The following is a 24,402-nucleotide window of genomic DNA, read 5'->3' on the forward strand; positions in this document are numbered from 1 at the left end:
AAGTGCGCGCGCCAAGACTGACGCAGCGTCATCTTGACCGCCCGAACGTGGTTAACCCGGTCTTTACGACGCCAGCTTAAGGGTATGCGCGTCCATCGACGGTTCGGGGAGCCGCTGTGTCTGTCGTTCAACTCGAGCCGGCCCGCGATGGCTGGGACGACCGCACCGTGGCGCAGCTGCTGACCCTAGCCAGCAGCCGCTCGGCCGAGGATCGCCAGCGCCTTCTGCTCAAGGTGACCGGCCTGTGCGAGGCCGCGCCGCCGCCGCCCAGCGTCGCGCCGCTTCTCGCCGACATCTTCCTGACCCTGACCGCCCAGGCCGAACGCGACATCCGGCTGGCGCTGGCCGAACGGATCGCCAGCGCGGATTGGGCGCCGCCCGCCCTGGTCAACATGCTGGCGCTGGACGAGATCGAAATCGCCCGCCCCGTCATAACCTCCAGCCCCCTGCTGAAGGACGCCGACCTGATCCGCCTGCTGATCGAGGCGACGCTGGAGCATCAGATCGCCGTGGCCCGCCGTCCGCGCCTGTCGAGCGACATCTGCGACACCATCATCGACCGCGGCGAGGCGGTGACCATGACCGCCCTGGCCTCGAACCGCACCGCCCAGCTCAGCGAGGCGGCGATGCGCCGGCTGGTCGATCAGTCGCGCCGCGTCGCGGGCTTGCGCGCGCCCCTAACCCGTCACCCCCGCCTGAACCAGGATTTGGCGCAGGAACTGTATCAATGGGTGGGCCAGGCCCTGCGCCAATCCATCGGCGAACGCTTCCGCATCGACGACACCCAGTTGAACGCCGCCGTGCAGCAAGCCGCCGCCGTCGCGGTCGGCACGCCGGAGTGGCGCGCCGCTCCAACCAGCCGCCTGGCCGAAAACCGAGAGCGTTCCGAGATGGAGCGCCGCCTGGTGGACAAGCTGCAAGCCGCTGGCCAGCTGCGTCCCGGCCTTCTGGTCCGCGCCCTGCGCGAGCAGCGTTTCGAACTGTTCGAACAGGCCCTGGCCGTATTGGGCGGCTTCAGCGACGGCCAGGTCCGCCAGGCCATGCGCGCCCCCACCGCCGAGCCGCTCTATCTGGCCTGTATCGCGGTCGGGGTGGACAAGGCCGTCTTCTCCTCCCTGCTGATAGAGGTGCGAAAGCTGACCGGCGGTCTGCCCGGCGACGGCGGCTGGACCGCCACGCCGATGAACGCCCATTCCGCCGCCCGCGCCTTCCGTCAGATGATGCAAAACCCCGCGATCGTTTGACTTCGCCGCCAAGCTCGGCTCACGTCGCGCCGTGACCCAGATCCGGCCTTCTCAGACCACGACTACCCCCGCACTAGCCTTCGTGGCCAGCGACCGACCTGAGGCTCAGGAGGCCCGGGCGGCCCTGACCGCGCGCTATGGCGCCGTGCCGGAAGAGAACGCCGACGTCATCGTGGCCCTGGGCGGCGACGGCCAGATGCTGGAGACGCTGCATGGGAATATGCGCCGTCGCACCCCGGTCTATGGCATGAACCGCGGTTCGGTCGGCTTCCTGATGAACGACTACGAGGAAGACGGGCTGCTGGAGCGGATCACAACCGCCGAACGCACCACCATCCACCCCCTTCAGATGGACGCCTGGACCGAGGCGGGCGAGGTCCACACCGGCCTGGCCATCAACGAGGTCTCGCTGCTGCGCCAGACCCGCCAGAGCGCCAAGCTCAGAATCACGGTCGACGATCGGGTGCGGCTGGAGGAACTGTCCTGCGACGGCTGTCTGGTGGCCACCCCCGCCGGATCGACCGCCTATAACCTATCGGCCCATGGCCCGATCATTCCGCTGGACGCCCGCATTCTGGCCCTGACGCCGATCAGCGCCTTCCGCCCCCGCCGCTGGCGCGGGGCCCTGCTGTCCCACGGCGCGCGCGTGCGATTCGACGTGCTGGAGGCCGATAAACGCCCGGTCTCCGCCACGGCCGACAATTTCGAGGTCCGGCGCGTCGCCCGGGTCGAGGTGCGCGAGCGGCGCGACGTGGCCCTGACCATGCTGTTCGACGCCGGCCGGTCGTTCGACGAGCGCGTGATCGCCGAACAGTTCGCCAACTGACTGGTGACGGCTTCTTAAGCCAAGCCCGTTAGCGTCCGCGAAAGACCTATGGAGCCCGCCATGAGCAACCCGGCGCAAATCACCCCTCCGACCAACGCCCTGCGCCTGAAGGTCGGCGGCGGTTTCGGCATCAACGCCGACGCCATCGCCAAGGCCGAAGAGGCGCTGAAGGCCATGTCGGCCCAGTTCGGCCAGTGGCTGAACGACGAGATCGTCAAGCTGGACCAGGCCCAGGCCGACATCCGCGACCAGGGCTACACGCCCGCCACCGCCGAGGCCCTGTACTTCCGCGCCCACGATCTGAAGGGCCTGGGCACGACCTATGAGTATCCGCTGGTGACCCGGATCGCCGGTTCGCTGTGCAAGATGCTGGACGACGCAGAACGTCGGATGTCGGCGCCCCTTCCGATTTTGGACGCCCATATCGACGCCATTCGCGCCGTGGTCCGCGACCAGATCAAGACCGACGAACACCCCACCGGCCGCGACTTGGCCGAAACGCTGGAGCAGCGGGTCGCCCAGCATCTGGCGGGCTGACCGAAGCCGAAGACCGCAAGTAAAAAGGCCCGCCGTTCGGCGGGCCCTTTGTCGTTGGCGATCAGGCGGCGGTGGCGGCGACGTGGCCGGCGGCGGGCGAATGGTCCAGCCGCTCCATCAGATAGGCCAGGTCGTCGCGCAGCACGTTCGGGCGCTGCGTCAGGAACCGCTCCAGCATCTGTTCGCGGAACAGGGTGCTGGACGTGTCGATCCCCTCGGCCGCCAGCGCCCGCCAGGTGTCCACGCCGGCGCGGAAGGCGGGGAACAGGCGCGGCGGCAGGCCCGCCCGATCATAGATGGCCTTCAGCCCCAGCGGCCCGGCGTCGTGCACCATCAACCAGGCGCGGTGATGGGGCGTATTGGCCAACTCCGCCAGACCATATTCGAACATGGCCATCTGCCCCCGCGCCAGGCCCCGCAGCAGCAGCGAGGCGTTCAGGACCCGCCGCGCATTCAACTGGGTCATGAACGCGCCTAGGTCCGCACTGACGCCCGCCTGATCGACCAGATCGACGGTCGTGCGCTCTCGCGCATACTGGGCCAGGCGGATGGCGGTCTCTGGCGCCACGGCGTGGCGGCTGATCAGATGTTCGCGCACCGTGTCGCTGGCCAGTTGGATCAGCCGCTCGGTGATCTGCAACGGCAAAACCTGGCGATAGGCGACGGCGGTCAACACCTTCGGCGCCTCGACGAACCGCTCCAACAACACGGCCAGCGAGCCTTCAGACAGATCGGCGTTGTCGTTGGCCGCCAGAACCCGCACTGCCTGCTCGCAGCCCTCGCCGGCGAGAACATCGGCGACGTCGCGCGACACCCGCGTCCGACCCGCCACCGCCACCTGGCGCACGACCGATCCGGCGCGCACGATCTCGATCAGGTCCTCGTCGCTGAACGCGGGCGAGGCGGCGATGATCGGCAGGGCGATGCTGTCCAGGTCGCCGGCCAGCTTTCGCGCCACATCGTTGGGGATCAGGTCCGACGCTTTCAGCGTCACCGCCATGGCGCGCCGCACCAGTTCGGCCGCGTCGTTAGCCAGCATCCGCAGAATCTTCTGCGCCGCCGCCCGGTCCTCCTCGCCCAGTTCGGCCCGCTCCATGTTGCGACACAGCTTGTGCGCCGCCTCCGCGCGCTCGTCGTCGTCCGCAGCCTTTATCAGGCGACGAATGTCCACTTCGGTCAGGCGTGCGCGATAGGCGGTCATGGACGGCTCGTCAGGGAATCGGGCGTTGATCCCAAAATGAGACTGCCATGCTTAACGGGCGGTTTACCACCGGTTGAAGTTCACCGACTCAGGTGGATTCCTTGCCCATCGGCGAGAATGCGCCGCCGAAACCGCTGCTTGACGACCCGTCCTGGCCCAGCAGCAGGGCCAGAAGGCCCTGATCCTGTTTCAGCCGATCCAACCGCGCCGCCAACATCTGGTCCTTTTCGCTCAGACTGGGCGTCGAAAAGCGCGTCTCTCCTGCTCCCGCCGCCGGCGCGCCCTCGCCCGCCGTACGCTGAAGATTGGCGTGAACCTCGGCCACAGTCGCCGCGCGTCCATCGCGATAGAAGATGCTGCGGTTCGCGCGCGCCGCCTGGGGAAACAGGGCCGCCGCGCTGCCGCCAGGATTGCGGTCCATCGCCTGCATCAGATCCGCCGCCCCCGCCGGTCCCAGGAAGTGAGCGGCGTAAAGATCGCCCGCCCCCGGCTCCTTGCCGGTGCGCCCGCGCAGATAGGCGGCGTTGGACGCCGTCAGCTCCGCCGCCATGGTCGACGCGGCGTGCGGATCGAACCGCAGGTCCAGCACAACATTGCGCGCCGAACCCTCCACCCGCCAGCGACCGTCCGATCCGCGATGGATCAGGTCGGCGTATTGCCCATAGCCATGCTGGGCGCCGTGTTGCTTGACCGTGCCCAGCCAGGTCTGTTCGATGAATTGAAACAGACCCGCAGCCGATGATGTCGGGGCCTTGGCCGAAGGGTTCATGGCGCTTTCGCGACGCGCGGTCTTGACCATGAAGTCATAGTCCACGCCCACGGCGGAAGAGGCGCGCCTGATGGCCGCCTCCACGCCGCCTGCCGATGGAATCGCTCCGATGCCCATGCGCGCAATGGTCGGCGAACGTGGTTAACCAATCCCTAATCCTTAACGGCGGTGTTAACGGATCGACGTTGGTCGAACGCACACGCCTCGCCGCAAAGCCGCCACAACCTGCGCGCTCAACTTCACCTTACGGGAGCTGCGGGGGCGGCGAACGAGGGAGTTAGGCCATGATGATGCAAACCGCCGGGGGCCCCGGCTTGATCAGCCCCATCGACTTCGGGGAACGCAAGAAACCCATCCCGCGCTGGATGCTGGTCGCCATCGGCGTCTCGGTGGTCCTGCACGTCGCGGCGGGCGTGGTGCTCTACAATCAACGGTTCGAGCTGAGCGGCTTGGCCGAACCGACAGAGCCTGACAAACCTATCGACATCTTCTTCCAACGGCCGCCTGAGCTCAAGCCGCTGCCGCCGACCGTCACGGCGGCCCCGCCGACGCCGATCCACAAACCGACGCTGACGGTGCCGGTCGATGTGCCGACGGTGGCGCTGACCCCGCCCGATAACCCCACGACCACGGCGCCGCCCGGACAGCTGATCGTCAGCACGGCGCCCACGGGCGTCGAGGGCGGCACGGCCACGGTCGAGACCCCGCCCCGCGCGCCCTCGGTGATCAACAACCCGACCTGGGCCAGCCGTCCGTCGGCGGCCCAGATGGCGCGGGCCTATCCCTCTCGCGCGGCCGACAACGGGACGCCGGGTTCCGCCAGCCTTTCGTGCATGGTGCGGGTCGACGGCGGTCTGACCGGCTGTCGCGTCGTGGGCGAAACGCCCAGCGGTCAGGGCTTCGGTCGCGCGGCGCAGAGCCTGACGCGCGACTTCCGCATGAATCCGCGCACCGTTGACGGCCGCCCCGTCGACGGGGCCACGGTCAACTTCACCGTCCGCTTCGCGATGGAGGGCTAGAACCGACCGGGGTCGAGGGCGCGGGCGTGCGGCGACGCCGCCCGCCCCTCGATCGCATCGGCGACCACCTGGCCGACCAGCGGCCCCAGCAGCCAGCCATTGCGGCGCGGCGCCAGGGCCAGGAACAACCCCGGTCCACCTGGCGCCGCGCCCGCCAGCGGCAGACCGTCCGCCGTCGCCCCACGCACGCCGGCGCGCCATTCGATGTCCAGCGGCTCGGGCGTGCGACCCAGAACGCGCCACGCGGCCTGAACCAGCCGCTCGCCCGCCGCCGCGTCCGGCGCCGTGTCACGACGTCCCGGCTCCATCGTCGCACCCACGACCACGCCCGTCCCCATCGGCGCGACATAGGCGCCGGGACCGCGCACCACATGGGCCGCCAACCCCTGCGTCGTTATGCCGATCTGACCGCGAATCGGCTGGATCGCCTCCACCCGTTCGCGCACCGCCCGGGGCAGGCCAGAGACCGCGCGCTCGGCGCCCGTCGCCAGCACCACGGCGTCGGTCAGCAGTTCGCCCCGATCCGTCTGGACACGCCAACCGTTGCCCACGCGCGCGACCGCCTCCACGCTGCCGGTTAAGACAGCATCGCCCAAGACCGCCTTCATCGCGGCCATCGCCTGGTCGGGATCGACCTGATAGTCCTCGTCCGTGACGGCCCGGTCGCCGTTCAACCGCGCCTGGAACCCCAGCGCCCGCATCCGCGCGGCGATCCCCGCCGCATCCGCGCCGCGCCATTCCGCCGATCGCCGCGCCAGAGCGATCCCGGCCGCCTGGGCGAAACCCGGCCACAGATCGCGCGACGCGCGGAACAGGACGGCCCGTTCGGGCGAGGCGTCGTCGATCGCCGCCTCCATCGCCGGCGCGATCATGCCCGCCGCGACCGCCGAGGCGTTCGCTTCGCCGGGATCGACCACCACGACGGACCGCCCGCGCCGATGCAGTTCAAACGCCGTGCACAGGCCCAGCACGCCGGCGCCGACGATCACGATGGAGGAGGAAGACGTCACGGCCCGTTTGATCGACCCGCGACGCCCTCAATGCAAGGGCCGGCGACCTATTCCGCCGCCATCGAGGCCCCTGCAGCCCGGTCGAGCCGCGCGACCAGCGCCGCGTGCTGGCCCCACAAAGCGGCCGGCAGCCGCTCGCCGAACCGCCGATAGAAGTCGGGGATCAGCGCCGCCTCCTCGGCCCACACGCCGGCGTCCACCTCGAGCAGGATGGACAACTGCGCCGGCGTCAGGTCCAGGCCCGACAGGTCCAGCGCCTCGGGCGGCGGCACCCGTCCGACGGCGGTGTCCACGGCCGACGCTTCACCGTCGATCCGTTCCGAAATCCACTTCAGCACGCGCGCATTGTCGCCGAATCCGGGCCAGACGAACCTGCCGTCCTGATCCTTGCGGAACCAGTTGACGAAGAAGATGCGCGGCAGTTTCGCGGGGTCGCGCCCCTGCCCCATCTTCAGCCAGTGAGCGAAATAGTCCCCCATGTTGTAGCCGCAAAAGGGCAGCATGGCGAACGGGTCGCGGCGCAGTTCCCCGACCTTGTTCTCGGCCGCCGCCGTGCCTTCCGACGCCACGGTCGAGCCCATGAAGACCCCGTGCTCCCAGTCGAACGCCTCTGTCACCAGCGGCACCGCGCTGGCCCGACGTCCGCCGAACAGGATGGCGTCGATGGGAACGCCCCTGGGGTCTTCCCACTCCGGCGCAATGGCCGGGCATTGACCGGCCGGCGATGCGAAGCGGGCGTTCGGATGGGCCGCCGGCTCGCCCGAAGCCGGATCGTGCGGCTGACCCTTCCAGTTGGTCAGGCCGTCGGGCGCAGTCTTGGTCATCCCCTCCCACCACACATCGCCATCTTTGGTCAGGGCTGTGTTGGTGAAGATGGTGTTGGACGCCAGGGTCTCCAGCGCATTGTGATTGGTGTCGCGGCTGGTGCCGGGCGCGACGCCAAAGAAGCCTGCCTCCGGGTTCACGGCATACAGCCGCCCGTCATCGCCGAACCGCATCCAGGCGATGTCGTCGCCGATGGTCTCCGCCTTCCAGTCCGACAACGTCGGTTGCAGCATGGCCAGATTGGTCTTGCCGCAGGCCGAGGGGAAGGCGGCGGCGACATATTTGGCGCGTCCCTTGGGATCGGTCAGCTTCAGGATCAGCATATGTTCGGCCAGCCAGCCCTCGTCGCGGGCCATGACCGAGGCGATCCGCAGCGCATAGCATTTCTTGCCCAGCAGGGCGTTGCCGCCATAGCCGGACCCATAGGACCATATCTCCCGCGTCTCGGGGAAGTGCACGATCCATTTGTCGTCGTTGCAGGGCCAAGGCACATCGGCCTGCCCCTCAGCCAGCGGCGCGCCCAGCGTATGAACGGCGGGCACGAACACACCCTTGTCGCCCAGCTGATCCAGCGCAGGCTTGCCCATGCGGGTCATCACCCCCATCGACAGGGCCACATAGCCGCTGTCGGTGATCTCGACGCCCAGGGCGCTGATCTCCGACCCCAGCGGCCCCATGCAGAAGGGCACGACATACAGGGTCCGCCCCACCATGCAGCCGTCGAACAGCCCGTCCAGACGATCGCGCATCTCGACCGGATCCGCCCAGTTATTGGTCGGGCCGGCGTCGGCCTCATTCTCGGAACAGATGAAGGTGCGGCTTTCGACCCGCGCCACGTCGCGCGGGTCTGACGCGGCGGAGTAGCAGCCCGGACGCTTGGTCTGATCCAGCGCCTTCAGCGTGCCCTTGGCCAGCAGGTCGGCGACGATGGCCTGCTTCTCAGCCTCGGACCCGTCGCACCAGTGGATGCGGGCGGGTCGGGTCAGGGCGGCGATCTGCTCGACCCAGGCGATCAGCCCGGCATGATGGGTGGGCGCCGGACGCAATCCGGGCGTGGAGGGAATGGACAATGGACGTCTCCTGAGCAAAGGAGGTCTGGCGATCTGACGCCGCCATGACCCGAAAACACTACGATCACGCACTGTTACAGACGAAATGCGCCGCAGCGGTTTCGCCGTCAAATCGCGCACGAAATGGACGCATCGCCCGGCTTTCTCGGCAAGAAATCGCAGATGATCAAAATCCCCGTCGGGAGTATTCAGGACGTATGAACAGCCTGGATTTCATCGCCGCCCTGCCCGACGGCGCCCTGACCTCGCCGGCCGCGCGGCGCAACGCCCAGGCCATCCTGCGGGTCCTGCGCGCCCATCTGCCGGCCGCTGGATCGGTGCTTGAAGTCGCCTCGGGATCGGGCGAACACGCCGTCGCCTTTTCGTCCGCCCTGCCGGGCCTGCGCTGGACGCCCAGCGACCCCAGCGCCGAGGCGCGCGACAGCATCACCGCCTGGAGCCGCACGGCGGCGCTGCCGAACCTGCAGCCGCCGCTGGCCCTGGACGCGCAGAATCCCGCGACCTGGCCGACGGACACTTTCGACGCCCTCTATTGCGCGAACATGACGCACATCAGCCCCTGGTCGGCGACCGAGGGGCTGATGGATCTGGCCGGCCGAACCCTGCGGCGGCCAGGCGGGCTGCTCATTCTCTACGGCCCCTATCGCGAGGCGGGCGCCGCATTGGCGCCGTCAAACGCCGCCTTCGACGACAGCCTGAAGTCGCGCAATCCCGACTGGGGCCTGCGCGACCGCGACGCTGTCCAGACCCTGGCCCGCGCGCAGGGCCTGGTCGCCACGCTCAGGGTCCAGATGCCGGCCGAGAACCTGATGCTTCTGTTCAGGACCGCCTGATCAGGACAGGGCGGCGACCGCCCTGGACAGGTCCGTGCGTTCGTTCAGCACGGTCGGCTGTCCGCCGCTGAAGATCGCCGCATCGGCCTGGACCGTCGCGCCGAACCGTTCCCCCGTAAGGGCGACGCCGTCCGCAAAGGCGATGATGATCAGGTCGTTGGCGCGCGCCAAGTCGATCAGCGCGCGCACGGCGGCCAGCGACGCCTCGTCGGTCGACCCGCCCGGAACGACCAGCCCTTTCAGGCGCCCTTCTGCGATGTCCTTGGCCGTGGCGGTCGCCAGCACGGTCACCCCGCCCGACACCAGACTGGCCTCGCCGGTCGACATCGGCGCCAGTCCCACGCCCTCGGCCCGCAACGCGCCTTCCACATCGCCCAGCGCGCCAAAGTCCATATTGCGCCGCATCACCAGCCCCATGCGCAGACGGGTCGGAACAGGGCGATTGTAACCGGTGCGGCGGGGTCCAGCGGAAGATTTGTTTTGAGCGTACAAGACGTATCCTTTTTCAGTTTCAATAATGTCTTAGATTCACGGCCTCGGGCGCGCAAATCCTTCACCCATGACGCCAGAAAATAGAAATCGACGGGTTCGACCGGCGTCGTCCCGCACTCTGGCTTATCTGGGGTATGCGGACGGATATAGTGCGGACGCCTTCCGCATCAACCCACGCGCCTGCAAATCGGCCGCTTTCGTTTTCTGAGAATGAAGGCCGGCTTGCCCGCCCAGATGACCGGCTCTAGAGAGCGACATCGACTGGACGACGGAATCGCATGGCCTTCACCCGCACCTATGATGGCGACGAGCCCGTTCGCGTGAACAAATGGCTGGGGCAGACCGGCGTCTGTTCTAGGCGCGAGGCCGACAGTCTTATCGCCAACGGCCTGGTCTCCATCGACGGCGAAACCATCGGCGACGCGGGCCGCAAGATTCAGCCGGGCGAGACCCTGACCCTGAACGACACCGCACAGGCGGCCCTGGCGTCCGGCATGACCCTGGTGCTGCACAAGCCGGTCGGATACGTCTCGGGCCAGCCCGATCCCGGCAAGATCCCCGCCGTGCGCCTATTGAAGACGCCCAACCGCATCGGCGAGGGCGAGACCCCCGCCCGCGACGCCTCCCTGCCCCCCATCGGCCGGCTGGACGAGGACTCTCGCGGCCTTCTGCTCCTGTCGTCCGACGGCGTGGTGGCCAAGGCGGTGATCGGCCCGTCATCCGAGCTGGACAAGGAATATCTGGTCGTCGTCGATGGCCAGATCACCGAGAGCAAACTGGGTCTGCTGCGTCACGGCCTGTCGCTGAACGACAAGCCGCTTAAACCCGCCCGCGTCACCCAGACCGGGCCCCAGGGCCTGCGGTTCATCCTGACCGAAGGCAAGTATCGCCAGATCCGCCGGATGTGCGAACTGGTCGGGCTGGAGGTCGTGGACCTGCACCGCATCCGCATCGGTCCGTTGCTTCTGGGCGACCTGCCCGAGGGTCGCTGGCGCCACCTGACCGATCAGGAACGCACGGCCCTGATCGCCGCCTCTACGGCCTCGGCCTGACGCCCTAATCGAGCGCCCTGAACCACCGATCCAACAGGTCCGCCTCGTCGCGGCGCGCCTGGGTGCGTTCGGCCGCCTCTGCGTCCACGCCCCACTGGTCTTCCTGGAACGCCTCGTCGATCCGCGACAGATCGAAGGCCTCGCCGCCCGCCAGCGCGCCCTGCTCGACCGCCAGCGCCAGCACAGCCGACCCCAGCAAAGGAACGGCCGTCGCGAGGCCCGTCAGGCGGAAGTCATCCAGCGTCAGGGCGTGGGCCTTCACCCGCGCGATAGCCTCGGGCGACTGGGGCCGATGGACGATGCCGCTGGTCGGCTCCAGCACCACACCCATCTCGCGCGCGGCCCAGGCGCGCCACGGCCCCCATTCGCGGTCCTGTCGCTCGACCAGCGCCGTGGGATGCTCGGCCAGGTAACAGACCACGTCCGATCCGGCATAGGCCGCGATCTCGTCGGCCACCGCCTCGCGCGCGCCGCCGATCCGGTCGATGGCGGTAGAGGCCAGCCGGGTCGCCGGCATGGTCGAGGGATCGAGAAACTGCCCTTGCGCCGCCCATTCGTCAGCCGCCATCCTCGCCGCCGCCTCGGTCGGCAGAACCAGCGGCGTCTTGTCCGGCGTCTTGGGCGTGCGGCCATCCAGCAGCACGGCCCAGCCGCCCTCAGTGTGCGCGCCCACGCCCGCCTCGGTCCAGAAGCGGGCGATGCGGTCGGGCGAAAGCTCAACGAAGCGCGGGCGATGCGGGGCGGGCTGGTCGGTCATGGGGGCTCCGTAGAAAATCAGGCCGGCACGACGTCGAACGCCAGCGTCAGGCGCGACGCCTCGCCGCCGAACGGCTGGGTGCCGTGCCACATATAGGAGGGAAACAGCACCAGCGTCCCCGCCTGCGGTCGCACATGATGCTCGGCCGGCAGGTGCGGCAGGCCAGGCGGCGCCCCGAACCGCAGCCAGCCCTCGCGCCCGTCGCCCTCCACCGAGGGCGGAACCTCGATATGACAGGCCGAGGACAGCCACCCGTCCGAATGAATATGATCGGCATGAAACCCATTGGGGCGCAGCCGCACCGACCAGCTGCCCTTGATGCGATAGTCGCCGGTGTTATGCGCCCTCAACGGATCGTCGCCCTGGCCCAGCGCCGCCATATAGGCCCGGATCGGCGCGTCGATGGCGGCGAAGAAGGCGCGGATCGCCGGATCGTCGCTCTGCGCCAGCGGCGCGGCCGTCTGCGATCCGCCACGCAACGACTGACCGACCGGATGGGTCTTCAACCTGTGCAGCCGGTTCAGCGCGGCCGCCAGATCGGTCAGATAGTCCCCAAGGGTCGCCCAACCGTCCGGCGTCGCCAGCCGAAAGGGCCGCACAAAGGCGTCATAGTCATAGAGCTGCGCATAGCGCGCATCGCCCAGCATTCGCCATGCCGTCGCCTGGTGCGCCAGAACGTGCTGGTTCAGCGGCTCCTGGGCCCTGAGCGCCCTGATCGGCTCCAGCGCCGCATCCGGTCGACCGAGCGCCAGCAGGCATTCCGCCTGGGTCGCCATCACCGCCGGCGCGGCCGCCCCTGCCAGCGCCGCCGCCCGGTTCGCATGATCCAGCGCCCGCTGCGGGTCCAGCCCCAGACAGGCCTGCGCCGCCGCCAACTCGCCCGGCGCGTCCAGCGGCCCAGCGACCAGGGTGCGATACGCCCCCTCGACATCGCCAGCATACTCTAGCAACCGCGCCTTGATCCGGCGCAGCCCCGCATCGCCCGGCGCCGCCGCGATGGCGAGATCCAGCGGCGCGCTGGCGGCCGCAAGGTCTGCGTCACGCATCCAGATCAACTGGCTGAGGTCTCTCAAGACCTCGCCATAACCGGGGCGGCGCGCCAAGGCTTGGCGATAGGCGCCCTCGGCCGGTTCGAACCGGTTCTGGGACTGCAGCGCCCTTGCCAGCACCAGCCAGGTCTCCGGCGCATCCCCGCCCAGCGCCATGGCCTCGCGACAGACCGCCTCCGCCTCGACCGCGCGTCCAAGGTCGCCCAGCGTCGAGGCCAGATTGTGCCGCGCCGGCACGCTGGTGGGACGCGCCGCGATCAACCGTCGCGACAGCGCCAGACTGTCGTCCAGACGCCCGGCTTGCTTGGCCATGTCGGCATGGATGGACAGGGCTTGCCACGGCGCATCCGCCCGCTCCGTCACGGCCGCCAGCACAGCCAGCGCCGCATCCCGCCGACCGACGCGGGCCAGGGCCTGGGCGCGTTCGACCTCGGCCTGGGCGCCGATGGTCACCTGATCCTCTTCACGCCCAGGAAGGGATCGTCCTCGGCCTCGTCTTCCGTGAAGCCAAAGTGGGCGAAACCGGCCTTCATCTCAGGGCTCAACGGCGCCGTGACCTTCAGGACGCCGCCGCGCGGGTGGTCCAGCTCGATGCTGCGCGCGTGAAGCTGCAGCTTCAGCGGCCCCGACAGTTCACGTGATTTCTCGTCGCCGTATTTGGGATCGCCCAGGATCGGATGGCCGATCCCCGCCATGTGCGCACGCAGCTGGTGCGTCCGCCCGGTAAAGGGCCTCAGCGCCATCCAGGCCGCGCGTTGGGACGCCCGGCTGATGGTCGAAAACGCCGTCTCTGCCGGTTCGGCGCGCGGGTCCTTGCGTTCGGCCGGGCGCATCATCTCGAAGTCGTTGATGCCGGTCTTCTTCAGCGGCATGTCGATCTGGCCCGAATAGGGTTTCGGATTGCCGATGACGATGGCCCAATAGGTCTTCTTGGCCTGACGCCGCGCGAAGGCCCCCGCCAGACGCTTGGCCGCCTCGGGCCCCTTGCCCAGCAGCAGGACGCCGGAGGTGTCGCGGTCCAGACGGTGGACCAGACGCGGGCGCTCCAGCCCCTCGCCCCAGGCCGACAGCAGACGGTCGACGTGGCGGCTGGTCTTGGTCCCGCCCTGCACCGCCAGGCCGTGCGGCTTGTTGATGGCGATCACCATGTCGTCTTCGTACAGGACCAGCGACTTGGCGAAGGCGATGTCCTTTTCCGACAGCGTATGCGCGTCGCCCGCCTGACGCGAGGTGTCGTCCGGGATCGGCGGCACACGCACGGCGGCCCCGGCGGTCAGGCGGCCTTCGGGCTTTATGCGGGCGCCGTCCACGCGAATCTGGCCGCTACGGGCCATCTTCTGCACCTGAATGTTGGACAAATGCGGCCAGCGTCGGCGGAACCAGCGGTCCAGGCGAATGCCGTCCTCGTCCTCGGCGACGTAGATCGTCAGGACTTCACGCTTTGGGGCGTCGGCTGCGGGCGGCTGGTCGGTCAAGCGGATACTCCAAAGGCGCGGCGGGCGATCATCAGGCCCACGAACAGGGCCGCGATGGCCAGGACGACCGAGCCGACCACATAGGCGGCGGCCAGGCCGATCTGGCGACGCTCGATCATCTGCACCGCCTCCAGCGAATAGGACGAAAAGGTCGTGAACCCGCCCAGCACGCCTACGGCGGCGAACAGGCGCACCGCCTCCTGCTGCGCCGCGCCCCGAAACGCCAGCCAACCGACCAGCAGGCCCATCAAAAGGCCGCCCGCAACGTTGGCGGCGAATGTGCCCACCGGCCATCCGGCGTTCGGCGCCCACCGGCCGGCCGCGACGCCCAGCCCATAGCGCGCCACCGAACCGATGGCGCCGCCGGCCGCGACGAGAAGAAAACGTGTCATCGTGCGGCCTTCTATACGCGGTCCGCAGCGAAAGCGATGGTCAGCGCGGGATCGAGCCCTGCACGGAGCGTGCATCATAGGCATAGGGGCTGTTGGGCTTGGCGCCCCGGCCCATGACCACCTCCAGGGTGGTGGAGGTCGGCTGCGGCCCGCTGAAGTTCAGACCGACGCCAACGCCCACGCCCGAGGCGGAATAGCCGCCGTACCGGCTGCTTCCGCCGCCAATGGAGACGCTGGGGCTGACGCCGCCCGCCCCGCCGGCACGGCCGTCTGTCCAGCTTTGCGTCACCTCGAACCAGTCGTAACCCTGTTCGGTCGTCAGATCCGCCGCGCGCACCAGCGCCCAATCGGCCACGCGACCAGCCGCGCCCACGCCGTTGTAGGTCACGCGGTAGCGGTTGCTCTCGATCCTCTGCTCGGAATAGCCCTGCCCGCCCGGTCCGCGTTGGGCTGCATAGGGCGCCAAGCTGGCGCAGGCGGTCAGGGCCAGGGCGGACAGGCCGGTCAGGGCGATGGCGAGGCGCTTCATCAGATAAATCCTTTCAACGACATAGCGTCGCAACCGGGTTGGCGTTCCCTCATAGACGCAGCGCCAGCGCGATCAGGGCCAGGGTCGCAGGAACCGCCTGCACCAGCAGGATCTTCCTGCTGACCGTCGCCGCCCCGTAAAGCCCCGCGACCAGCACGCAGGCCAGGAAGAAGACCTTGATCTGAAAGCCGCCCGCGCCCAGCCACAGCCCCCACGCCAGACCGGCGACCAGAAAACCGTTGTAGAGGCCCTGATTGGCGGCCAGCACCTTGGTCAGTTCGGCTTTTTCCACGCTCATGCCAAAGGCGTTGCGCCCGCGCGGGCTGGTCCACAGCGCCATCTCCAGCACCACGATATAGGCGTGGATCAGCGCGACGATGACGATCAGCACGGTCGCGATCACAGGCGGCCCTCTGGGTTCGACCGATCTTATAGACCCAGGGCGGTCCGCAGGGTGTGGAAATCTTCAGGCGGCGCGGCCTCGACCGTCGTCGTCCCGCCCTCGGGATGCGGAAAGCTCAGCTTGGCGGCGTGCAGCATCAGGCGCGGCGCGGCCCCGACCGGCGTGGTCAGGGCGCCGCCATACCGCACATCGCCGATCAGCGGCCGGCCCAGATGCGCCATATGCACCCGCAACTGGTGCATCCGTCCGGTCAGCGGCTCAAGTTCCACCACCGCTCCGTGATCGCTGGCGGCCAGGGTGCGGTACCGGCTCTGCGACCCTTGCGCGCCCGGCGCGTCGAAGGCGACGACCCGCATATAGGATTCACGTCCGATTTCTTCGCGGCGCAGCGGCGCATCGACCGTGCCGGCTTTCGGTTCCGGCGCCGCCGACAGCAGGGCCAGATACGACTTCCTGAACCGCCGCATCTGCAACGCCTTGCCCAGAAAGCTCGCCGCCGGCTTGGTCTTGGCCGCCAGGATCACGCCCGAGGTGTCGCGATCCAGCCGATGCACCAGTTCCGGCCGCTTGCCGTTCGACCGCGCGAACGCCCACAACAGATCGTCCAGCGTATGCGCCTTGATCCGCCCCCCCTGGCTGGACAGGCCGCTGGGCTTGGAAAAGGCGATGACGTGCGCATCTTCGTGGATCACCCACGAACGGACGGCGGCGATTTCGTCGTCGGACAGGGCGACGGGCTGGCGGTCGGTCATCCGGGGCTTCTAGAGGTCAGTCGCCCGCCGCGTCCACAGCGCCGTCCACCGCCATCCTCGCCCGCATAGCGGCCCAGCGTTCCAGCCGCAGCTTTACCTTCTCCTCATGCCCCTCGCCCTTGGGCTTGTAGAAGGTGCGGCGCTCCATCTCGTCGGGGAAGAAGTTGGCGCCTGAGAAACCCTCGGGCGTGTCCGGGTCGTACTGATAGCCCTTGCCGTAGCCCAACGACTTCATCAGCTTGGTCGGGGCATTGCGGATATGGGCGGGCGGCATCAGAGAGCCGGTCTCATAGGCCGCCTTCTTGGCCGCCTTGAACGCCTCATACACCCCCACCGACTTGGGCGCCGTGGCCAGATGGACCACCGCCTGGGCCAGGGCCAGTTCGCCCTCGGGACTGCCCAGAAAGTCGTAGGTGTCCTTGGCCGCATTGGCGACCAGGATCGACAGAGGGTCCGCCTCGCCGATGTCCTCCACCGCCATCCGCACGATCCGCCGCGCCAGATACAGCGGATCCTCGCCCCCGTTCAGCATCCGCGCCAACCAGTACAGCGCCGCATCCGGGTCCGACCCCCGTACCGATTTATGCAGGGCGGATATAAGGTTATAGTGTTCTTCTCGACTCTTGTCATAGGCGGGCGCCCGCCGTTGCAGAACGCCCGCCAGCCCCTGCACGTCCAGCCTTTCGCCTAGCGGCAGGTCGAACAGCACCTCCGACATGGTCAGCAGATACCGCCCATCTCCGTCGGCTAGGGCCAGCATCGCCTGACGCGCTTCGGCCGTCAGCGGCAAGGTTCGGTCCATATGCGCCTCGGCCCGGCTCAGCAGTTGATCCAGCGCCGCATCGTCCAGCCGTTTAAGCACATAGACCTGGCTGCGCGACAGCAAGGCCCCGTTCAGCTCGAAACTAGGGTTCTCGGTCGTGGCGCCGACCAGCGTCACAACCCCCGCCTCGACGAAGGGCAGGAAGCCGTCCTGCTGGGCGCGGTTGAAGCGATGGATTTCGTCCACGAACAGCAAGGTCGATTGCCCCGCCGCCCGACGCATCCGCGCCGCCTCGAACGCCTTCTTCAGGTCCGCGACGCCCGAAAACACCGCGCTGATCGCCTGATATTCATAGCCCGCCGCCTGGGCCAGCAGCCTGGCGATGGTGGTCTTGCCGGTCCCCGGCGGCCCCCACAGGATCATCGAGCCCAGACGTCCAGCCTCAATCATACGCCGGATCGGGCCGCCGGGGCCGAGCAGATGATCCTGTCCCACCACCTCGTCCAGCGTGCGCGGGCGCAGGCGGTCGGCCAGCGGGGCGTCGGGGGGCAAAATGCCGGAGGCTTCGAAAAGATCGCTCATGAGTGCGACCTATGTAGGCGTTCGCCAAAGGCTTTTCACGCGCTAGTATGGCGCCCTGCCACGGAGACCGCCTTGATGACCGACGCCAACCCCGCCCAGGGCCCGACTTCCGGCGTGACGCCCCACCTCACCATCCCGTCGCGCGGGGCCTCAGCGGCGGTCGATTTCTACATCATCGCCTTCGGCGCAGAGGTGCTGCACCGCAGGCTGGCCGACGACGGCGAGCGGCTGATCCACGCCCATCTTCTGATCAATGGCGCCAGCGTCATGCTGGCCGACGAATTCCCGGAACACACTGGCCAGTCCAATATCCGCCCCGTCGGCGTCAGCCTGCATCTTCGGGTCGCTGATCCCGACGTTTGGTGGACCCGCGCCATGGTGGTGGGCGGCGCCGAGCCGGTTGTGGACATGGCCGACCAGGTCTGGGGCGACCGCTACGGCCAGCTCCGCGACCCCTTCGGCCACACCTGGTCCATCGGCGGGCCGACGAAGGGCTGAGACGAGCCTAGTTGCACACTACTGTGTTAGAGCGGGCGACGTTCTGACGCCGAAGGGCGCGTCGACGGGATTCGCCCAACCACTCGCCGCGTCGGTCGATCTGGTATTCCACAATGGTGTTCGGCAGGCAGGACCTGGCCATCGTTTCCTCGACAAGCCAGGCTTTGGTGTTGGCGTCGAAGTCTGCCCAGGCTCCATCTAGCCGTTCGACCGCAGTCGAGCCAGCCTCGCGATACAACAGCCATCCGGGATTGATCCCGTTCCGATTCATGAAGGCTCGCTGTTGTGCGGCTATGGCCTCCAGATCGACGCCAGAGTCCGCCATGCCGTTCGCGGCGGCTTGGGTCCGCGAGATCAGACTGGGATCGATACCACCATGGATCACGATGACCGCGCCGGGCTCGACAATCAGTCGCCTAGCTAGCGGCAGAAGGTAGTTGGCGCAGGACGAGTTGCACTCGCCCACAACCCGCATCGTCAGCCCCCGCCCTTCGAACCGCTCGGCGATGCGCATCGCCTCACCGGCCGACCCGCCGCGACTGGTCAGCACCAGTTCGGTCGTGGTCGGCACAAGAGCTCGCTCGACACAGGTTGCCAAATCCGCATCAATCAGACCCGAGATAACGAAGGTCGACGGAGTGAGTTGACGACAAGGTCCGCTCCGCTCATTAGCTGCCGCTGGCCCCACCGCAGCAAAAATAATCAATGCCAGCAGCCCGGTACAGGCCAGCCATTCTGTATGGTTCACAATCATCAGCCGTCCGAGGTCGTTCAACAAGGATGACCTGAGCGAGCGTAATGTCAATCCAAGGTAACCATCGAGCGACTGATGGCAAGCAGCCTTCCTTATCTCATCACGCCGCGCACCTGACGCCCGCCCCGGTTGATGACGACCTCCCAAGGGCCAGGTCCCGCCCCTGCGGCTTCGATGTCGCGGGCCGAGGCGATGGCGCGGCCGTTGATGCTGACGATCAGGTCGTTCTGACGGAAGCCTGTCAGTCCTTATTACGGGCTTTCGCCGCGTCTCGATTTTCGACCGACACCTTTTCGATCTTCGTCATCTGGTGATCCATCAAACTAACGGGGCGGATGACGCAACCTCGCTGGGCAAGCCACGACGCCAATTTCCAGGCGGCGATAAGGACGGCGGCAAGGCCGAGCGTTCCGATGAAAAGTCCGACGGTTGTTGGCTCACTCATGGGTTACAATCACCACAATCGAATACTGTGTCCAACCCTATCTCAGCACGCCGCGCACCTGACGCCCGCCGCGGTTGATGACGACCTCCCAAGGGCCACGTCCCGCCCCTGCGGCTTCGATGTCGCGGGCCGAGGCGATGGCGCGGCCGTTGATGCTGACGATCAGGTCGTTCTGACGGAAGCCTGCACGCGCGGCGTAACCGCGACCGGACACGCCTGTGACGATCACCCCCGTCGCGAAGGGATCGCCGCCCAGCCGGTCGGCCAGGGCCGGGTTCAGGGCCACGACCTCGGCGCCCGCGAACGGACCGGACGCGATGATCACGCCGCCGTTGGGATCAGCGTCGCCCGGCAGAGGCTGGACCCGCGCGTTCAGCGTCTGGGCCCGACCATCACGCAGGATGGCGACCTGCACCTGATCGTTGGGATTGCGAGAGCCGACGCGGTAATTCAGCCCGCCCTGGTCGTTGATCTCCTGACCATCGACGGCGGTGATGACGTCGCCCTGGCGCAGGCCCGCGCGCGCGGCGGGCCCGTTGGCGTAGACATCGGTCACCACAATCCCTTGCGGCCGGCTCAGACCCAGGCTGCCGGCGATGTCGCCGGTGACGGTGTCGCCCTTCACGCCCAGCCAAGGGCGCACCACCTGTTTGGCGCCGCCCAGCGCCGAATCCACGACCCGCTTCACCATCGCCGCAGGCACGGCGAAACCGACGCCCGCCGACGAACCCGAACGCGAGAAGATGGCGGTGTTGATGCCGATCAGATCGCCGTCCATGTCCACCAGCGCCCCGCCTGAATTGCCGGGATTGATGGCCGCATCGGTCTGGATGAAGGAGCCGCTGTCGGAAATGCCGGTCTCTGTCCGGTTAAGGGCCGAGATGATGCCGTTGGTCACCGTCTGGCCCACGCCGAACGGGTTGCCGATCGCCAGAACCAGATCGCCGACCTGCTGTTCTTCCTTGTCGTCGATGGCCAGCACCGGCAGGCGCTCGCCCACATTCTCCAGCCGCAGCACGGCGATGTCGCTACGCTCGTCCGCCAGGATAACGGTGGCGGGGAACTCGCGCCGGTCGTTCAGCACGACCTTGATCTGCTGGGCGCCCTGGATGACGTGGTTGTTGGTGACGACGATTCCGTCCGAACGCACGATAACGCCCGACCCAACGGATTCCGCCACCCGCGCCTGGGGAACCCCGCCGCCGAACAATTGCCAGAACGGATCGGCCTGCACCCGCTGCACGCTGCGCGCCGAGATGTTGACCACCGCCGGCGCCGCCGAGCGGACCACGGGGGCGAAGCTGGACTTCATACCCCCGGCGTCGCTGGGCACGTTTCGCGTCGGCTGGGCGAATTCGCCCTCCTGCGCCTTGGACGGTTGAGGGTTGCCACAGGCCGACAGGGCCAGTGTGGCGGCGAGCACGATCGATCGGGTCTTCATGGTCATCCGAGAAAGGTCAGGCGGTCAGCCGCGCCATTCCGCACCCGGTTTCGGGCTGGATCAAGGCGCGCCATCAGCAGAACGGTCAAGCTGTCGAGGCGTTCCCCGCCGGTCGAACGCCAGATGGCGCGAATCCCCCGCGCGCCCTATCTTCGCCTGCTCATGCCCATCCGTCGCCTTTCCCCCGAAACCGTCAACCGCATCGCCGCCGGCGAGGTGGTCGAGCGGCCGGCCAGCGCCATCAAGGAGCTGGTCGAGAACGCCCTGGATGCGGGCGGCCGCAATATCGAGATTCAGGCGGACGGCGGGGGCCTGTCGCGCATCCTGATCGCCGACGACGGCAAGGGCATTCCGCGCGAGGAACTGCCTCTGGCCATCGAGCGCCACGCCACCTCCAAGCTGGAGCCGGACGACGCGGGCGACGTGGACCTGCTGCGTATCCACACCCTGGGCTTCCGGGGCGAGGCCCTGCCCTCCATCGGCTCGGTCGCCCGTCTGTCCATCACCACCCGGTCCCGTGACGAGACCGACGCCTGGGCCATCACGGTCGAGGGCGGCGAGACCCGTCCCCTGGCCCCCGCCCCCTTCCCCGGCCCGCACGGCGCGCGGGTCGAGGTGCGCGACCTCTTCTACGCCACCCCCGCCCGGCTAAAGTTCATGAAGTCCGAACGGGCCGAGGCCATGGCCATTTCGGAAGAGATCAAGCGTCAGGCCATGGCGCATGAGGCCGTCGCCTTCACCCTGTCGCTGGACGGCAAGACCACCCTGCGCCTGCCCGCCGAACATCCCGGCGATGAAGGCCGGCTGAAGCGCCTGTCCGTCCTCCTGGGCCGCGACTTCGAGGCCAACGCCCTGCTGATCGATCAGGAGCGGGACGGCGTGCGCCTGTCGGGCTACGCCGGCCTGCCCACCTATTCGCGCGGGAATGCCGCGCATCAGTATCTTTTCGTCAACGGCCGCCCGGTGAAGGATCGCCTGGTGCAAGGGGCCCTGCGCGGCGCCTACGCCGACTTCCTGGCGCGCGACCGCCATCCGGCCGCCGTTCTGTTTCTCGACATCGATCCGCTCTATGTCGACGTCAACGTCCACCCCGCCAAGGCCGAGGTCCGGTTTCGCGACCCGGCCCTGGTGCGCGGCCTGATCGTCGGCGCCCTGCGCCACGCGCTCCACGCCGCCGGCCACCGCGCCTCCACCACAGTCGCCGCCGACGCCCTCTCGGGCTTCCAGCCCCATACCGGCGTCGCATCCGGCCCAGCCTACAGCCCCAGCGCCCGCTCGGCGCAGGGTTTCAGCGGCTGGACCGGCTGGTCCCAGCCCGCCGCCGCCGCCCAGGTCCTGCCCGGCCTGAACGAACGCAGCGCCCGCGTCGAACCCAGTTGGGACGGTCCGTCATGGCCTCAGCCTTCAGCCGAACACGACGGGTCCACTCACGACTCACGGCTCACGGCTCACCCTTCGCCCCAAGACCCCCTCGACTATCCGCTGGGCGCAGCGCGAGGACAGCTTCACGCCAACTATATCGTCGCCCAGACCCGCGACGGTCTGGTCATCGTGGACCAGCACGCCGCGCACGAGCGGCTGGTCTATGAGCGGATGAAGGCCCAGATGGCCGAAGGCGCCGTGACCCGGCAGGCCCTGCTGACGCCTGAGGTGGTCGATCTGGACCCCGCCGAGGCCGAGCGCGTCGCCTCGCGCGCCGAGGAACTGGCCGAGATGGGCCTGATCGTCGAGGCCTTCGGCGCCGGGGCCGTCCTGGTGCGCGAAACCCCGGCCATGCTGGGCGATACCGACGTCCAGGGCCTGATCCGCGACATCGCCGACGATCTGTCCGAACACGGCCAGGCCCTGTCGCTCAAGGAAAGGCTCGCCGCCATCTGCGGCACCATGGCCTGCCACGGCAGCGTTCGCTCGGGCCGCGTCCTCTCGGCCCCCGAGATGAACGCCCTGCTCCGCCAGATGGAAGCCACCCCCCACTCCGGCCAATGCAACCACGGCCGCCCCACCTATGTGGAGCTGAAACTGCACGATCTGGAGAAGCTGTTCGGACGGCGGTGAGTGATGAAACGCAGCCGTAAGCCTGCTAGATAACGATAATGTCCGCCCTCGTTCTCATCGCTGCTCTGGCGTGCGCCTCGCCCGATCCTGTCGCGTACGGCCAAGCCGCTCAGGCGTCCTGTGCGCAACCCGCCGCCCTGCTTCCAAACGCCAGAGAACGCCGCGCGATTCTAGGCGCGCTTCGTCCTGTGGTGGAGCGGGAGTTAGGCGGGCCGATCGAGTTCGTGGTCACCCAGATCCGCGTGATCGGCCCCCACGCTTTCGCCATCGTGACGCCCCAACGCCCCGACGGCGGCGCGATCCGTCCCACCAACGACGAGATGGACGGCGTGCGTACCGAAGCCATCCTCGCCAAACGGAACGGTCGCTGGCATGTCGTCAAGCATGGCATCGGCGCCACCGACGTCTGGTATGCTGGCGAGATCGACAACTATCCCGTCAACCTGATCCCGGCATGTTGAAGCCCTCCGTCCTCTTCGTATGCCTCGGCAACATCTGTCGCTCGCCTCTGGCGGAGGCGGCCCTGCGGGCTGAGGCGCAGCGGTTGCGTAGGGATTTGATCGTGGATTCCGCCGGGACCGGGGACTGGCATGCGGGCGAGGCGCCGGACCCGCGGGCGCAGGCGACGGCGCGACGTCATGGGGTCGAAATTTCGGGATTGAAGGCGCGCCAGGTGACACCGGCGGACTTTCGCCGCTTCAATCATGTGATCGCCTTGGACCACGAGAATCTGAAAAACCTGCGCCGCCTGCGTCCCGACGATGCGACCGCCGAGCTCAGCCTGCTGCTCGACCATGTTCCCGGCCGCGAGGGCCAGGCGGTGGCGGACCCCTATTTCGGCGACGACGACGGGTTTGAGATCACCTGGGCCGAGGTGACGGCGGCGGCGCGCGGCCTCGTCGCCAAACTGTAACCCGCTCCCGTCGGGAGAGGGCTTGAGCGCACGCGCAGCGGCCGTCTTGGCGCGACCCCAAGCGCGGCGCGAGGCAGCCGGGGGATGAGGGTCGGATGCTTGACCTCTGTCCTGCGACGGCTCACGCTGACCGATGGAGCCGACGCCCCCATCCGGCCCCACCTTCTCCCACCGGAAGAGGGAAAGCATGACGCCACGTCCGCGTTTGACGTAGCGGCGGTTTACGGCTGCGGTCATGACCGATGTTTATCGCATCCGCGCCGCTCAAACCTGGGCCCAGGCCCGCGCCGACTATCTGTCGGGCCTAAGCGCAGAGGCCGTGTGTCGCCGCCACGACCTGGGCCTGTCCGCCTTTCGGCGTCGCGCCCGCAAATATGGCTGGCGGCGCAGCGATCAGGTCGAGCCCCCGCCCGGCGAGACCGATCTGAGCCTTTACGACGATGTGGACATCAACGACCTGGCCCAGACAGCGCGGCTGCGTTTCATCGAGGCGACGGAGGGCGGTCGGGCCACCGACGCGCGTCGCTGGCAGCGCCTGTGGCTGGACCTTCGCGACGCCTCCCGCGAAGCCGACGCCGAATTCTTCAAGGGCATGAGCCGTGAAGAGACCCGCGCCCTGATGGAGTTGGAACGCCGCGAGATCGAAGAGGAGGACGAGGCCCTGCTGGGTCCGCCGCCTGCGGACTGATCCCGCTGCGACCCGCTCGCAAAAATCT

Annotated in this window: 27 protein-coding genes; 11 read left to right on the forward strand and 16 right to left on the reverse strand. The window is 68.2% G+C overall.

Annotated elements, in window-relative coordinates:
* Positions 1-116 precede the first annotated feature (116 nt).
* Genes ACYX4P_RS13125 through ACYX4P_RS13135 form a run of 3 tightly spaced genes read left to right on the forward strand, consistent with a single transcriptional unit; the run spans position 117 to position 2,607 of the window.
* On the forward strand, positions 117-1,244 hold the full coding sequence (locus ACYX4P_RS13125; RefSeq protein WP_248117085.1) for a DUF2336 domain-containing protein: 1,128 nt from the start codon (positions 117-119) through the stop codon (positions 1,242-1,244).
* A 31-nt stretch (positions 1,245-1,275) separates the two neighbouring features.
* Positions 1,276-2,070 carry an NAD kinase gene (locus ACYX4P_RS13130; protein WP_248117087.1) on the forward strand — a complete coding sequence of 265 codons (795 nt, stop codon included), beginning with the start codon at positions 1,276-1,278 and terminating at the stop codon, positions 2,068-2,070.
* A gap of 60 nt (positions 2,071-2,130) precedes the next feature.
* Entirely contained in the window at positions 2,131-2,607 is a 477-nt protein-coding gene (locus tag ACYX4P_RS13135) for an Hpt domain-containing protein (protein ID WP_248117088.1), read from the forward strand.
* A gap of 61 nt (positions 2,608-2,668) precedes the next feature.
* Here the strand turns inward: ACYX4P_RS13135 and spbR are convergent, their stop codons facing one another.
* Together spbR and ACYX4P_RS13145 are read right to left on the reverse strand one after the other, a co-directional pair.
* A complete protein-coding gene (gene spbR, locus ACYX4P_RS13140) occupies positions 2,669-3,808 on the reverse strand; it encodes a SpbR family protein (protein ID WP_248117090.1) in 1,140 nt (379 codons plus the stop codon).
* A gap of 88 nt (positions 3,809-3,896) precedes the next feature.
* Positions 3,897-4,694 (reverse strand): transglycosylase SLT domain-containing protein, encoded by a 798-nt coding sequence (locus ACYX4P_RS13145; protein ID WP_248117092.1) that lies wholly within the window; start codon positions 4,692-4,694, stop codon positions 3,897-3,899.
* A gap of 167 nt (positions 4,695-4,861) precedes the next feature.
* Here ACYX4P_RS13145 and ACYX4P_RS13150 point away from each other — a divergent pair, with 167 nt between their 5' ends.
* Positions 4,862-5,596, forward strand: coding sequence for a TonB family protein (locus ACYX4P_RS13150; protein ID WP_248117093.1), 735 nt, complete (start codon positions 4,862-4,864; stop codon positions 5,594-5,596).
* Here ACYX4P_RS13150 and ACYX4P_RS13155 read toward each other — a convergent pair.
* Both ACYX4P_RS13155 and ACYX4P_RS13160 read right to left on the reverse strand, forming a co-directional pair.
* Complete coding sequence (locus tag ACYX4P_RS13155; protein ID WP_248117095.1) at positions 5,593-6,606, reverse strand: NAD(P)/FAD-dependent oxidoreductase; 1,014 nt, start codon at positions 6,604-6,606, stop codon at positions 5,593-5,595. The genes ACYX4P_RS13150 and ACYX4P_RS13155 overlap by 4 nt on opposite strands.
* 47 nt (positions 6,607-6,653) lie before the next feature.
* Positions 6,654-8,501: a phosphoenolpyruvate carboxykinase (GTP) gene (locus tag ACYX4P_RS13160; protein WP_248117097.1), complete on the reverse strand. Its 1,848-nt coding sequence runs from the start codon at positions 8,499-8,501 to the stop codon at positions 6,654-6,656.
* A gap of 197 nt (positions 8,502-8,698) precedes the next feature.
* Here ACYX4P_RS13160 and ACYX4P_RS13165 point away from each other — a divergent pair, with 197 nt between their 5' ends.
* On the forward strand, positions 8,699-9,334 hold the full coding sequence (locus ACYX4P_RS13165; RefSeq protein WP_248117099.1) for a DUF938 domain-containing protein: 636 nt from the start codon (positions 8,699-8,701) through the stop codon (positions 9,332-9,334).
* Here ACYX4P_RS13165 and ACYX4P_RS13170 read toward each other — a convergent pair whose 3' ends face one another.
* Positions 9,335-9,739, reverse strand: coding sequence for a hypothetical protein (locus ACYX4P_RS13170; RefSeq protein ID WP_292074727.1), 405 nt, complete (start codon positions 9,737-9,739; stop codon positions 9,335-9,337).
* A 365-nt stretch (positions 9,740-10,104) separates the two neighbouring features.
* On the opposite strand from ACYX4P_RS13170, the gene ACYX4P_RS13175 reads away from it, so the two are divergent.
* Entirely contained in the window at positions 10,105-10,878 is a 774-nt protein-coding gene (locus ACYX4P_RS13175) for a pseudouridine synthase (protein WP_248117102.1), read from the forward strand.
* Positions 10,879-10,882: 4 nt separating this feature from the next.
* Here ACYX4P_RS13175 and ACYX4P_RS13180 read toward each other — a convergent pair whose 3' ends face one another.
* The 8 genes from ACYX4P_RS13180 to ACYX4P_RS13215 are packed head-to-tail and all read right to left on the reverse strand — an operon-like array spanning position 10,883 to position 17,580.
* Positions 10,883-11,635, reverse strand: coding sequence for an ATP12 family chaperone protein (locus tag ACYX4P_RS13180; RefSeq protein WP_248117104.1), 753 nt, complete (start codon positions 11,633-11,635; stop codon positions 10,883-10,885).
* Between the two features lie 17 nt (positions 11,636-11,652).
* Positions 11,653-13,137 (reverse strand): putative 2OG-Fe(II) oxygenase, encoded by a 1,485-nt coding sequence (locus ACYX4P_RS13185; protein WP_292048266.1) that lies wholly within the window; start codon positions 13,135-13,137, stop codon positions 11,653-11,655.
* Complete coding sequence (locus tag ACYX4P_RS13190) at positions 13,134-14,159, reverse strand: RluA family pseudouridine synthase (RefSeq protein ID WP_312571463.1); 1,026 nt, start codon at positions 14,157-14,159, stop codon at positions 13,134-13,136. Before ACYX4P_RS13190 ends, ACYX4P_RS13185 begins: the two co-directional genes overlap by 4 nt.
* Complete coding sequence (gene crcB / locus ACYX4P_RS13195) at positions 14,156-14,551, reverse strand: fluoride efflux transporter CrcB (RefSeq protein ID WP_292048263.1); 396 nt, start codon at positions 14,549-14,551, stop codon at positions 14,156-14,158. Before crcB ends, ACYX4P_RS13190 begins: the two co-directional genes overlap by 4 nt.
* A 40-nt stretch (positions 14,552-14,591) precedes the next feature.
* Entirely contained in the window at positions 14,592-15,080 is a 489-nt protein-coding gene (locus ACYX4P_RS13200; RefSeq protein ID WP_248117110.1) for a CC0125/CC1285 family lipoprotein, read from the reverse strand.
* Between the two features lie 49 nt (positions 15,081-15,129).
* Positions 15,130-15,483 (reverse strand): DUF1304 domain-containing protein, encoded by a 354-nt coding sequence (locus tag ACYX4P_RS13205; RefSeq protein WP_248117112.1) that lies wholly within the window; start codon positions 15,481-15,483, stop codon positions 15,130-15,132.
* Positions 15,484-15,509: 26 nt separating this feature from the next.
* Positions 15,510-16,235, reverse strand: a complete 726-nt coding sequence (locus ACYX4P_RS13210; protein WP_248117114.1) for an RluA family pseudouridine synthase — start codon at positions 16,233-16,235, stop codon at positions 15,510-15,512.
* A 16-nt stretch (positions 16,236-16,251) separates the two neighbouring features.
* Positions 16,252-17,580, reverse strand: coding sequence for a replication-associated recombination protein A (locus ACYX4P_RS13215; protein ID WP_248117116.1), 1,329 nt, complete (start codon positions 17,578-17,580; stop codon positions 16,252-16,254).
* A gap of 75 nt (positions 17,581-17,655) precedes the next feature.
* Between ACYX4P_RS13215 and ACYX4P_RS13220 the strand changes: the two genes are divergently transcribed.
* A complete protein-coding gene (locus ACYX4P_RS13220; RefSeq protein WP_248117118.1) occupies positions 17,656-18,078 on the forward strand; it encodes a VOC family protein in 423 nt (140 codons plus the stop codon).
* Between the two features lie 7 nt (positions 18,079-18,085).
* Here the strand turns inward: ACYX4P_RS13220 and ACYX4P_RS13225 are convergent, their stop codons facing one another.
* From ACYX4P_RS13225 to ACYX4P_RS13235, 3 genes are all read right to left on the reverse strand, one after another.
* Positions 18,086-18,853 (reverse strand): hypothetical protein, encoded by a 768-nt coding sequence (locus ACYX4P_RS13225; RefSeq protein WP_292048257.1) that lies wholly within the window; start codon positions 18,851-18,853, stop codon positions 18,086-18,088.
* Between the two features lie 220 nt (positions 18,854-19,073).
* Complete coding sequence (locus tag ACYX4P_RS13230) at positions 19,074-19,277, reverse strand: hypothetical protein (protein WP_248117122.1); 204 nt, start codon at positions 19,275-19,277, stop codon at positions 19,074-19,076.
* Positions 19,278-19,314: 37 nt separating this feature from the next.
* On the reverse strand, positions 19,315-20,718 hold the full coding sequence (locus ACYX4P_RS13235; protein ID WP_248117124.1) for a Do family serine endopeptidase: 1,404 nt from the start codon (positions 20,716-20,718) through the stop codon (positions 19,315-19,317).
* Positions 20,719-20,880: 162 nt separating this feature from the next.
* On the opposite strand from ACYX4P_RS13235, the gene mutL reads away from it, so the two are divergent.
* The 4 genes from mutL (at position 20,881) to ACYX4P_RS13255 (ending at position 24,374) form a co-directional block, all read left to right on the forward strand.
* Positions 20,881-22,773 (forward strand): DNA mismatch repair endonuclease MutL, encoded by a 1,893-nt coding sequence (mutL, locus tag ACYX4P_RS13240; RefSeq protein ID WP_292048271.1) that lies wholly within the window; start codon positions 20,881-20,883, stop codon positions 22,771-22,773.
* A 38-nt stretch (positions 22,774-22,811) separates the two neighbouring features.
* A complete protein-coding gene (locus tag ACYX4P_RS13245; protein ID WP_248117126.1) occupies positions 22,812-23,234 on the forward strand; it encodes a hypothetical protein in 423 nt (140 codons plus the stop codon).
* The gene (locus ACYX4P_RS13250) at positions 23,228-23,686 is read left to right on the forward strand and encodes a low molecular weight protein-tyrosine-phosphatase (protein WP_248117128.1); all 459 of its coding nucleotides are present in this window, start codon (positions 23,228-23,230) and stop codon (positions 23,684-23,686) included. Before ACYX4P_RS13245 ends, ACYX4P_RS13250 begins: the two co-directional genes overlap by 7 nt.
* Positions 23,687-23,921: 235 nt before the next feature.
* Entirely contained in the window at positions 23,922-24,374 is a 453-nt protein-coding gene (locus ACYX4P_RS13255) for a hypothetical protein (RefSeq protein WP_248117130.1), read from the forward strand.
* The last annotated feature ends 28 nt before the right edge of the window (positions 24,375-24,402 follow it).

It is taken from the genome of Brevundimonas sp. ABV4_179 (assembly GCF_056311945.1).

Excerpts from the sequence above, each read along its gene's own strand:
- ACYX4P_RS13135 (WP_248117088.1), top strand. The coding sequence starts at position 2,131 with ATGAGCAACCCGGCGCAAATCACCCCTCCGACCAACGCCCTGCGCCTG.
- spbR (WP_248117090.1), bottom strand. The coding sequence starts at position 3,808 with ATGACCGCCTATCGCGCACGCCTGACCGAAGTGGACATTCGTCGCCTG.
- ACYX4P_RS13145 (WP_248117092.1), bottom strand. The coding sequence starts at position 4,694 with ATGGGCATCGGAGCGATTCCATCGGCAGGCGGCGTGGAGGCGGCCATC.
- ACYX4P_RS13150 (WP_248117093.1), top strand. The coding sequence starts at position 4,862 with ATGATGATGCAAACCGCCGGGGGCCCCGGCTTGATCAGCCCCATCGAC.
- ACYX4P_RS13165 (WP_248117099.1), top strand. The coding sequence starts at position 8,699 with ATGAACAGCCTGGATTTCATCGCCGCCCTGCCCGACGGCGCCCTGACC.
- ACYX4P_RS13170 (WP_292074727.1), bottom strand. The coding sequence starts at position 9,739 with ATGCGGCGCAATATGGACTTTGGCGCGCTGGGCGATGTGGAAGGCGCG.
- ACYX4P_RS13175 (WP_248117102.1), top strand. The coding sequence starts at position 10,105 with ATGGCCTTCACCCGCACCTATGATGGCGACGAGCCCGTTCGCGTGAAC.
- ACYX4P_RS13180 (WP_248117104.1), bottom strand. The coding sequence starts at position 11,635 with ATGACCGACCAGCCCGCCCCGCATCGCCCGCGCTTCGTTGAGCTTTCG.
- crcB (WP_292048263.1), bottom strand. The coding sequence starts at position 14,551 with ATGACACGTTTTCTTCTCGTCGCGGCCGGCGGCGCCATCGGTTCGGTG.
- ACYX4P_RS13200 (WP_248117110.1), bottom strand. The coding sequence starts at position 15,080 with ATGAAGCGCCTCGCCATCGCCCTGACCGGCCTGTCCGCCCTGGCCCTG.
- ACYX4P_RS13210 (WP_248117114.1), bottom strand. The coding sequence starts at position 16,235 with ATGACCGACCGCCAGCCCGTCGCCCTGTCCGACGACGAAATCGCCGCC.
- ACYX4P_RS13215 (WP_248117116.1), bottom strand. The coding sequence starts at position 17,580 with ATGAGCGATCTTTTCGAAGCCTCCGGCATTTTGCCCCCCGACGCCCCG.
- ACYX4P_RS13220 (WP_248117118.1), top strand. The coding sequence starts at position 17,656 with ATGACCGACGCCAACCCCGCCCAGGGCCCGACTTCCGGCGTGACGCCC.
- ACYX4P_RS13230 (WP_248117122.1), bottom strand. The coding sequence starts at position 19,277 with ATGAGTGAGCCAACAACCGTCGGACTTTTCATCGGAACGCTCGGCCTT.
- ACYX4P_RS13235 (WP_248117124.1), bottom strand. The coding sequence starts at position 20,718 with ATGAAGACCCGATCGATCGTGCTCGCCGCCACACTGGCCCTGTCGGCC.
- mutL (WP_292048271.1), top strand. The coding sequence starts at position 20,881 with ATGCCCATCCGTCGCCTTTCCCCCGAAACCGTCAACCGCATCGCCGCC.
- ACYX4P_RS13245 (WP_248117126.1), top strand. The coding sequence starts at position 22,812 with ATGTCCGCCCTCGTTCTCATCGCTGCTCTGGCGTGCGCCTCGCCCGAT.
- ACYX4P_RS13250 (WP_248117128.1), top strand. The coding sequence starts at position 23,228 with ATGTTGAAGCCCTCCGTCCTCTTCGTATGCCTCGGCAACATCTGTCGC.
- ACYX4P_RS13255 (WP_248117130.1), top strand. The coding sequence starts at position 23,922 with ATGACCGATGTTTATCGCATCCGCGCCGCTCAAACCTGGGCCCAGGCC.